Source organism: uncultured Holdemanella sp., from assembly GCF_934754935.1.
In the GTDB taxonomy this organism is placed as follows: Bacteria; Bacillota_I; Bacilli_A; order Erysipelotrichales; family Erysipelotrichaceae; genus Holdemanella.
The window spans coordinates 1-9,903 of the sequence record NZ_CAKVJB010000053.1 but is presented as its reverse complement, the minus strand read 5'-3'; the positions used below and the strand labels follow the sequence as shown (position 1 = coordinate 9,903).

At 34.2% G+C, this 9,903-nt stretch carries 8 protein-coding genes; all 8 read right to left on the bottom strand.

Annotation, left to right across the window (positions count from 1 at the left end):
- Positions 1 to 287 precede the first annotated feature (287 nt).
- The 8 genes from Q0E86_RS10625 to Q0E86_RS10590 all read right to left on the bottom strand — a co-directional run bounded on the left by Q0E86_RS10625 (position 288) and on the right by Q0E86_RS10590 (position 9,803).
- Positions 288 to 671, bottom strand: a complete 384-nt coding sequence (locus tag Q0E86_RS10625; protein ID WP_295756996.1) for a hypothetical protein — start codon at positions 669 to 671, stop codon at positions 288 to 290.
- A gap of 1 nt (position 672) precedes the next feature.
- Positions 673 to 1,752: an SseB family protein gene (locus tag Q0E86_RS10620; RefSeq protein ID WP_295756994.1), complete on the bottom strand. Its 1,080-nt coding sequence runs from the start codon at positions 1,750 to 1,752 to the stop codon at positions 673 to 675.
- A gap of 58 nt (positions 1,753 to 1,810) precedes the next feature.
- Positions 1,811 to 1,969, bottom strand: a complete 159-nt coding sequence (locus Q0E86_RS10615) for a hypothetical protein (RefSeq protein WP_295756992.1) — start codon at positions 1,967 to 1,969, stop codon at positions 1,811 to 1,813.
- 37 nt (positions 1,970 to 2,006) lie between these two features.
- Positions 2,007 to 2,171 carry a hypothetical protein gene (locus tag Q0E86_RS10610; protein ID WP_295756989.1) on the bottom strand — a complete coding sequence of 55 codons (165 nt, stop codon included), beginning with the start codon at positions 2,169 to 2,171 and terminating at the stop codon, positions 2,007 to 2,009.
- A gap of 752 nt (positions 2,172 to 2,923) precedes the next feature.
- Positions 2,924 to 5,041, bottom strand: coding sequence for a response regulator (locus tag Q0E86_RS10605; RefSeq protein ID WP_295756987.1), 2,118 nt, complete (start codon positions 5,039 to 5,041; stop codon positions 2,924 to 2,926).
- Complete coding sequence (locus Q0E86_RS10600) at positions 5,031 to 5,834, bottom strand: ABC transporter substrate-binding protein (RefSeq protein WP_295756985.1); 804 nt, start codon at positions 5,832 to 5,834, stop codon at positions 5,031 to 5,033. The genes Q0E86_RS10605 and Q0E86_RS10600 overlap by 11 nt, the downstream gene beginning before the upstream one ends.
- A 1-nt stretch (position 5,835) precedes the next feature.
- Positions 5,836 to 7,311, bottom strand: coding sequence for an HD-GYP domain-containing protein (locus Q0E86_RS10595; RefSeq protein ID WP_295756983.1), 1,476 nt, complete (start codon positions 7,309 to 7,311; stop codon positions 5,836 to 5,838).
- Positions 7,312 to 7,676: 365 nt separating this feature from the next.
- Positions 7,677 to 9,803 carry a M28 family peptidase gene (locus tag Q0E86_RS10590; protein WP_295756982.1) on the bottom strand — a complete coding sequence of 709 codons (2,127 nt, stop codon included), beginning with the start codon at positions 9,801 to 9,803 and terminating at the stop codon, positions 7,677 to 7,679.
- Between the last annotated feature and the right edge of the window lie 100 nt (positions 9,804 to 9,903).

The following is a 9,903-nucleotide window of genomic DNA, read 5'->3' as shown; positions in this document are numbered from 1 at the left end:
GAAGGATCTGCCGAGAACTCAAGCAGATTTCTTTTTTTAATTCAGAGGGTTCACCGTTACTACATCCAGTAGCCAATCCCTATTATAAATGTCCAATGTGAAAACATCGTGAATTTCAATAAATTTATAGAAATCGTTTCTATTTCATCTAAAACGTATTATTTTCATCAAATTAGATGCGTTTTTTCTTCTAAAAGAACTAAAAACTGTCTTTTTACACAATATACAATTTATAAATAAGCAAAAAAGCAATCGTATTTTTTTACGATTGCTTTTTTGATTCTAATTCAATCAAAGAAATTATATACTTCGAATAAGAAAGGCGGATATTTCTCGACTTCTCCTGCATCATTCAAAATTCGAAACCAACCACCTTCCAATCGTATTACTTCATACAATTTATTCTTTGTTAGATGAACATTATCTAGATGGCCATTATATTTAATACACATCAAAAGCTTATAATGACCATGTCTCCAAAATGGATTTATCGCATCACTATCATCTTCTCGATTTGGACAATTTCTACATATTTCTTTGAAATTTTTGATACGCAATATACAATCCGGTAATACTCTTTTCTTGATCAAACCATTGGCTACATCTGTAATTTCTATGCACCAAATTACGTCTACTTCCTTTTTAAACAATGGGCAAAATATTGTATCCATTTTATAATCTCGACTTTAAGTTCTCTATGACTTCAAACAATTCACGATCAATCACCATAGGTTCTGTAAAGGCATCAATCACAATCCCCTTTATATCCTGATCATTTGCCCTAGCTAATGCGATGGCTTCTAAGAAATGTTTTTCTACTTTTGAGAAATGTTGTCCATACTCCCCCATTTCTCGATTCGAAGTAAATACAAGAAAGTAATAGTCATCATCACTCATTAAAATATCTGGAATCAAGCGAACATCTTCTTCAAATTGAAGCTCCATACCTATTGATGCTTCCTCCATATTCTTTTGATCTTTTTCACTCACAATCACATTACAAGGAACCCAAACATAGCTATCTCTTAATAATTCTAGTACATGAAATAATGTGCCATTATTCGGCCTTTCATGAAATAATTTGATCGCATCACACAACATACTTCCATCTTCTAAATCTTCCGCTGTTAATTTCTTACTTTCATTCATATCTGAAATCAAGCAGCGATTTCCTTCATCCTCATATAAGAAAAATGCGATGGAATCTCCTTCATGAAAGCCAAAATCCTGATTTGGTTCATTCAACAACGTACCAATGATACACTCCTCATACAAATCTGTAATTCTTACCCAACAACCCTCGGGTGTTAACCCCTCTTTTACTGTTAGTACAAGCACATCGTCTGGATACAATTCATTTCTAAATTCATCTAGAAATTCAAAAGAACGCGATTCTTCAACTTCTTTGCTCGCATCATATGAATGGACCATATCTATGATTTCTTCAAACTCCTCTTTTTCTGGATCCTCTACAACTAAATATTCTTCATCAGCCACAGCACCAATTTGAACGACAACTCTATTATCGGATGAAGGATCATAAAGAAGATAATGATCCGAATCTGTATATTGTACGCAACACAATATTTCCAATCTAAAACCCGTTTCTCGATCAATATACCCATATGTTAATACGCCATTCGCATAGTCATATCCTGGATATTCTTTAACAACATCCCTTATTGTTTCACTCAAAGGGAAAATACAATACTTATGATACAAAGGTCTAAAACCTGTTTCTGTATATTTCATACGCCGCCATCCTTATTCATTCAAAATTAAACCATTTAATCCTAAACGCTTTTCCATATTAGAAAACAATATGAACTGTTCTATCAGCCACAAGTCTGACAAACAATTCATTATCAACTCGTTCTGTAACTAATGCGATTGCATGATTACCTTGCTCCTTACTATATGTAATTTTGCGTATATCTTTTCTGTAATCATTAAGCTTATCTATGTTCATTTTTCCTTCTCTTACAAGTTGACACAAAAGAACTGTTTCAATAATAAATTGAACATAAACCAAGCACATCAAAAAATAAATTATATTGTTTCTTCACCGTATCATTCATTCCCTGATTCAACAGTGTACTCTGTGAATAGCCTTTTATCAAAGTAGCCTTTGCAGGAGTTGAATGATACAACATCAAATCTTCTATAGTCATCAATATTTTCCGCAAATGACGATTAAAAGAACTTTTACTGTTTATACTACCATTCAACAGCTTATCAAGTGTTGGTAGTAAAGTATTGGCCTTTGCCGCAAAAGCAACCTTAGTATACCATTATCTCTAATACAATCTTTTAACTTTGAAGCCACCAGACTTCTTTGTTCAAATAATTCATCAAACTTCATAGTGATGGCCTCCTTTTCTCTTTCTCATTCTAATTATATGCAGAAAAAATAGTATCCATCAACTTGATTGTTAATTATATTTTAGCATTTCGTAATTTCTTCTGTTAATTCATCATATTTGCATAAACTTTACTTTACCGGTATAATACAAATACAGAAAGACTACTGGATACAGCAGTCCTCTGAATTACTAATGTATGGACACTAGTTTAATCCATTGGGGTGGTGAGCTAGTGTCTTTTACATTTTTCTATGATAATCAATGTGATTCTTAGTATTTCTACTAGTGCCATTAAACACATGGCAACATCAATATATAGATATATATACATAGACATCTTCTCCTCTTACAAAAAAAATCGAAGGATCTGCCAAGAACTCAAGCAGATTTCTTTTTTTAATTCAGAGGGTTCACCGTTACTACATCCAGTAGCACTTTCCATTATAAAACTTCAATGTGAAAACATTGTGAATTCCGGCAGATTTGTTACGATTATTTAAAACCAAAAAGAGCAGAGAATCAAATCCCTACTCTATTTCGCCACTTAAATATAACCACGTCTATTTCTTACACAACTTCGCAACAACGCGAATCAATCTATCCTTATCTAAAGGTTTTGATAAATGGGCATTCATACCCGCTTTTTTTGCCTTTATTTTATCTTCTGTAAACGCATTGGCCGTCATTGCAACAATTGGAATATCTTGATCAAATGAGCGAATAAATTGAGTGGCTTGTAAGCCATCCATTTCTGGCATCATAATATCCATTAAGATAATGTCAAAAAATTCTGGTGATTTCTTATAAATATCCACGGCTTCTTTACCATTTGTAGCACACGTGACATTTGCACCCTCATTTTCAATAATGAATTTGGCAATTTCCATATTCAATTCATTGTCTTCTACAAGTAAAACACTAAGACCTTTAATGGATGCAGAAGTAGCTTCTTGAACGGCTTCAGTTTTATGTTCTTCATCTATTTTAAATGGAATGCGGATCACAAATTGACTGCCCACATTTTCTTGGCTTGTAAATTCAATGGTTCCACCCATCTTTTCCACAAGACTTTTTGCGATAGGCATTCCCAAACCAGTACCAACATATTTAGAACGACTTCCTATGTGTTCTTGCGCAAAAGGCTCAAAGATTCTTTCTTGGAATTCTTTGGACATACCAATACCTGTATCTCGACAAGTAAATTCAAAAAGTGAATAGCCTGGCTTATTGGATTCAAGTTCTTTATAGCTAATATAGATAAATCCATTATCCCGATTGTATTTTACGGCATTGGAAAGAACATTCATTAAAACACGCTTCACATGAGTTGGACTGCCTATCAAATATGGATGAGCAATACTTCTTCCTTCTTTGATAATTTGAACATTACGTTCTTTTGCGACTTCTTCTAATATCACAACCGTTCCATCACTCAACTGATCAATATTAAAGCCAACTTCTTCAAGTACAACTTCACCTGACTCTAGCTTACTCATGTCTAATACTTCATTGACTAATTCTAATAATGTATTGGACGCATATTTAATTTTTTCACGACAATCCGCCTGCTTTTCAATATCATCACTATAATGATCACCCACTTCAACCATACCAATAATGCCATTGATTGGCGTACGAATATCGTGAGACATTCTTTGAAGGAATTCCGTTTTGGCAATATTAGCCGCCTCCGCCTTTTTAGCTGCACGCAACAACTCTTCTTGATGCGCCTTATCTTTTTCTTGTTCCTTCGCCTGTCTTATTAGATTATTGCGATGTCCAATATATCTAAGTACAAGCGCAAACAATATATATACAAGTAAAATCGCAATTAATTTTGTGATGATACCATCAAATACCACACTATCTGGCATATACGCAAAGATATAATAATTGCTTTGTTTCAACATAATGCCATAACAGCCTATACCAGTGCTTCTAAAATGATAAATATGTTGACTATCCTTATTTTCCTTTAATAATTGAACTACATCATTTTTCTTAGTTGAAGTATGGAGAAGAGCTCGATCATTACTCGCAATGATGTTTCCCTCATCACATACAAGAATGGTTCCATCTGATTTTTTACTATATCCCTTCAAAAGATTTTGAAGCGTTAAATTATAATTTTGCGCAAAATTAGGCGATGTATAATAATACGTAACAACCATTCCTTGTGCATCGCTTCTTGCACATGCCGCAATATCTAAATGCGCACCATCCTTTAATTCAATACGTTGAGTATAGGTCCTTTCTGGATAGTTTATATAATCCAAAATAATATCTTTATTGACATATTTATAGACTTGTTTCAATATTGCATCATCTGTACTATACGAACACTCTATATCCCCATTTCCATCCAATACAAGACTTCCATCCATCCATAACGTACTCAGATTATCCTTTAGAAAAGCTTCATCTAAAGTTTCAGCATATTGAATATTCGTCTGAAGCTGACGACAACTTTCAATCGTTCTTAATAAAATCTTTGATTCACTTGCCTCATTATATTTTGTATATGTCGAGCATTGTACCTTTACATAATTTACAATCTTCACTAATTGAGTTTCTGCTTCACTCTTCTGTGTTTTGAATAAATAAGTACTTGCAGTTGCGATGACTAGAATTCCTAATAAGGCAGTAAGTATATGGTAGTAACAATTTTTAGTACGCAAAATCATCCACCTCCAAATACTTTTCTGGATGCGATAGATATTTACCTATGATTTTTTTAGATGTTCCATCCTTACGCATTTCTTTTAAAGTCTTGTCTAACTTCTCACAAATTCCACGCTTATCATTTTTAGAAAAAGCTACACCAATACCTACTCGCATTAATGGCTCTTCTAAAATACGAAAATCAGCATCATAATCCTTCATATATTGAATGATTGATTCTTCATGCGCACCAATCGCATCCACATATCCTTTTTGTAGGAATGTAAAGATCAATTCTCTATGGTTTAAACTAATCAAATTACCTAAGTTATAATTGCCATTCAACAAAATACCCTCTGGCTTTGTGGTCGATTGTACAGCTACATTCTTGCCTTCTAAATCATTTAATGTATAAATATCACTATCACTATTGACCGCAATCACCTGCTGACTTGCGATATATGGGCCAGCCCACTTATAGTCATCCAATCTTCCTTCCATAGAAAAACAGGCCATGATACAGTCGATTTTCCCACTTTCTAAAAGTTCCTTATTCTTTTCCCAATCAATCTGAACCACTTTGACTCGATATCCCAATCGCTTAAAGGCTTCCGTGGCCAAATCTACATCAATACCCGTAGGATTTCCATCTTCATTCAAATAGTTATAGGGCGGATAATTATCACTACCCAAAGTAATCACGGGTAGATTGGATGTATCTGATTCTACATCACTTGTCTTACATCCACTTAGTATACAAACTAACAAGCATAAGCTTAGCAAACTCTTAATAATCTTTGATGCTTTCAAATCATCTCCTCCTATCTATCGTACCAATTACGCCAATATATTGATCTGTATCCAGTCCTGACCATAACGTATGAAATGTGATGTTTCGATCTTGTATCTGTAAAGTAAACTCTTTATTATCAATTGTTGATTCATCTAAATGTTTCTTGACCAAATCAATTACTTCTTCATTCATATCAAACGATAAAAATCCCAAAATATCTTTCTTATATTTTTTATGTTTCTCACGATCTATAACGGTTAACTCACCAATCAGTGGATTATAATCAAATAATTCTTTTGAATCACTCATCTCAAAAAAGTCCATCTTTTCCTGTAAGAAATCAATGATACGTTGCGAGTGATCATTATATGGCAATGTTTCTGATTTTAAGATTTCCCCAGAAATTTTTTGTGCCTCCTTATAATTCCTATAATCATCCATTTGACTACGAAAAGCCACATAAATATCGGTACCCATCTCTTTCAAACATTCTAGTAATACTGGATTAAAACATCCACACTTACCGTCCAAAATCATTTGAATAGCCGTTTTATAATCAAACGCATCCTTATATACACGTGTACTTGTCAAGGCATCAAAGACATCCGCAATCGATACAACTTGAGCACTAATTGGAATTTCATTCCCAACTAAACCGTCGGGATATCCCTTTCCATCAAAACGTTCGTGGTGCCACCTACAAATTTCATAAGCCGTTTGAATCAAAGGATGATCCTTTGGATATTCCATACTATGAATCATTTTAGCCCCTATCAAAGTATGACTTTTCATAATCTCAAACTCTTCATCCGTTAATGTAGTCGGCTTATTTAAAATCTCCTTTGAGATACCCACCTTACCAATATCATGTAAGGACGATGCCGTTGCGATCAAAGTAATATCGGACTCCGTTAAAGGATACGCATCCGTTTTCTCAACTAATTTTCTTAAAAGCATCTGCGTCGCAATCCGAATATGAAGAATATGTTCACGACTTTCCTTATTGTATGTGCCTACAACACTACTCAAAATTCCAATCATGATCTTATTATTTTCTTCTTTTTCATACACCTGATTCACAACAACATTCGTTAATTTCTTTTGATTCGCATATAAAACAAGTGTATTCATAACTCTTCGTTTAACAATAAACGCATCGAAAGGACGTTGAATATATTCGGTAACCCCTAAGTTATATGCCTTTTCAATAATTGAACTTTCTTCTTCTGCCGAAATCACGATCACTGGAAATTCATCGATCCAGCGATACTGATTCATATATTCCAAGACTTCAAATCCATTCATTTTTGGCATATTGATATCGAGCAACATCAAATCAATAGTCCAATCCTTTTGTAGGATCTTAATGGCTTCTAGCCCATCATTAGCCACTACATATTGATACTCTTCTCCTAAAATCTCCATAATCAATTCTTGATTGAACTTAGAATCATCCACAACCAGAATCTTCTGTCTTTCTTCTAAACTTTTCATAACCCTATTCCCACTTTAGTTAGAATAAGTATACATCGAAAAAATACGTGTTTTCAATAACAAATGTGAACATTGCACAAGTTGTTTATATAACCAAAAGCTTGGCATATATATAGCTTAACCTATGTATTTATCGGTTCATTTCATTCATTGCGAAGATTTCATTTTCAAGTACTTCTTGATAAGAATCTAACTGTATTTTTTCACTTACTTCAAAATACAGTTTTCGTCCTTTGAATGAGACATTTAATGTAGTATAAGCCAGGTGCCACAAACTGATGAATCCCTATCGTAGCCAATCGGTAGGGTTCATCTTTTATTTTCAACAGAAAAAAAAGCTTGACCAAATAGCCAAGCCTTCGTGTTTATTGACCCATCTTATTCATAGCCAAGATTTCATTTTCAAGCACTTCTTTATAATAATCTAACTGTGTTTTTCGAGCACTCTCATATACTTTGATTTCTTCACTCACATCATCCCCATCTTCTTTATTTAATAAAGAAGCAGTAGCACTTTTTGTGTTTGTGAAATAGTAGCCTTTATCATTGCCCCACCACTTATTGTTTTCAACAGCCTTATCTGCATGCGCATCAATTTTAGCAGCTGCATTTGGTGAGAATAAGTAATAATTGTATTCACACAATCCATTTAATTGATAAGATACATCTAGTGCATCACTAACTTTATCTTTCTTTAAATCTTGAATGATTTCATCCATATATTCAATGTTGTTTTGATATCCCACATGTTTCATCACTACATCACTTGAGAATACAATGCCGACAAAATTATCTTGTACATATTTAAATAAGCCTAATACTTTCTTATTGTAGGCCTTTCCTTCTTCTTGAATCGAAGTAACATCCGATTTAGAATTTAGAGCCTTTACATAACGATCATTAATATCTTGACCCTCGGCATTTAGTGACTCTACTTCTTTTTTAAACACAGCTAAAGCTTTGTCCCAATCCTTTTTAGAAACACCTGCTTCCTTAGCTAAATCTTCATTAAAACTTTCTTTTAAATCGTCAATTGTAGCCTGCATATTTAAAGACATTGCTGGAAGCTGATCGATGGCGATAGCCATACTTCCAAAGACGGCAATATTTGCCTTCATCACCTTTTCACTATACGTATCCGTATTATCCGATTCTGTATGATAATGAAGTTGTGTCCAAGTATATTCACCATCATCATTTGTTTCTCCAGAACAAGTATCTGTTGTATTTAAGAAATATGGAACACCCGCATTACGATATGAAACACCATCTTCCATCGTCGTTGTATCATATGTCTTTGTAGAAATACCCTTCTTATATTCTTTAACAGCACCATCCAATGCACCTGAATCCACTAAGTTCTTAACTAAAGATGCATATTCAGGAACACAAGTCACCATAAATGTATCACCACCATCATCAAAGGCATCTAATTCAAAATTAAATAAAGCCAAAGTTTTATTTGCCCATTCCGGATGTACATTGTTGATCAATTCATAAGCACCTCTTGTCCAGTCAAATTCAGTACCTGTTGCACCCCATTCTTCAGCACCATGCGCAACAACCACAATATCATTTTCAGGAATATAACCACTATCAATCATTGTCTTAGCCATCGACATAATGGTTCCAATGGCACTACAGTCATCTTGGAATCCAGTAAAATACATGTCATAGTGACCGGCAAAAATAATTTGTTGATCATGTGACTTACCAGGAATATATCCAACTACATCATAACTTGTACCATTACCTTCTTCCATCACACTATCTACTTTTAAAGTCGCCATATCATGACCTTGTTTTAAAGCTTTTTTGATTTGTTTGTACTCACTCATTGTGATGATTGTCGTAGGCATTACATCTTCTGCACAAACATCCTGAATTTGATGATCATCATCACTAAATCTTCCATATCCATCTAGATCATATGTCACTAAAGCTTTTGCGCCATGCTCATATGCCTCATAGATATATCCACCAATCCAAGACTCATTAAATTGATCCACACCAACTAATGCAATCTTACCTTCCACATCTTTACCTTCATAGTCTTTCGCAAATCCAGTACCACAATCTACGATCTGTGCTGTAATTCCATTTTCATCTGTACCATTCACCATATATGATACGGGCATCAAATCAATGTCTGTTCCTTCAATGGTAAGTGATGCATCATTATATTGCCACTTATCCACATTAACAGGTACCTTTTCAACATTCTTTAAACCAATGGCCTTCATTTCCTTAGCCAAATAATTTGCTGTTCTATGCTCTGCATCTGAACCACTTGTTCTAAAGCCAAGTGAATTATCATGTAATGAAGTATCTGTAGACAATGTTTTTGTGAAGTCATACGCATAGTCCATATCAATCTCATTCACATAGGCATCAATCGAATCTTGATAAATTGCATCATCTTTTGTCGAACCACAACCCACTAGGCTCAACACCAATACTGCACTAAGGCTTGCATGTAAAATCTTTTTCATATTCCTCTTCTCCTTTACCAAACAATAGGGTAGAGGAATAATACAAAGATTATTGCCCCTCCCGTTGAACCGTACGTACGGGTCACGTATACGGCTCTAC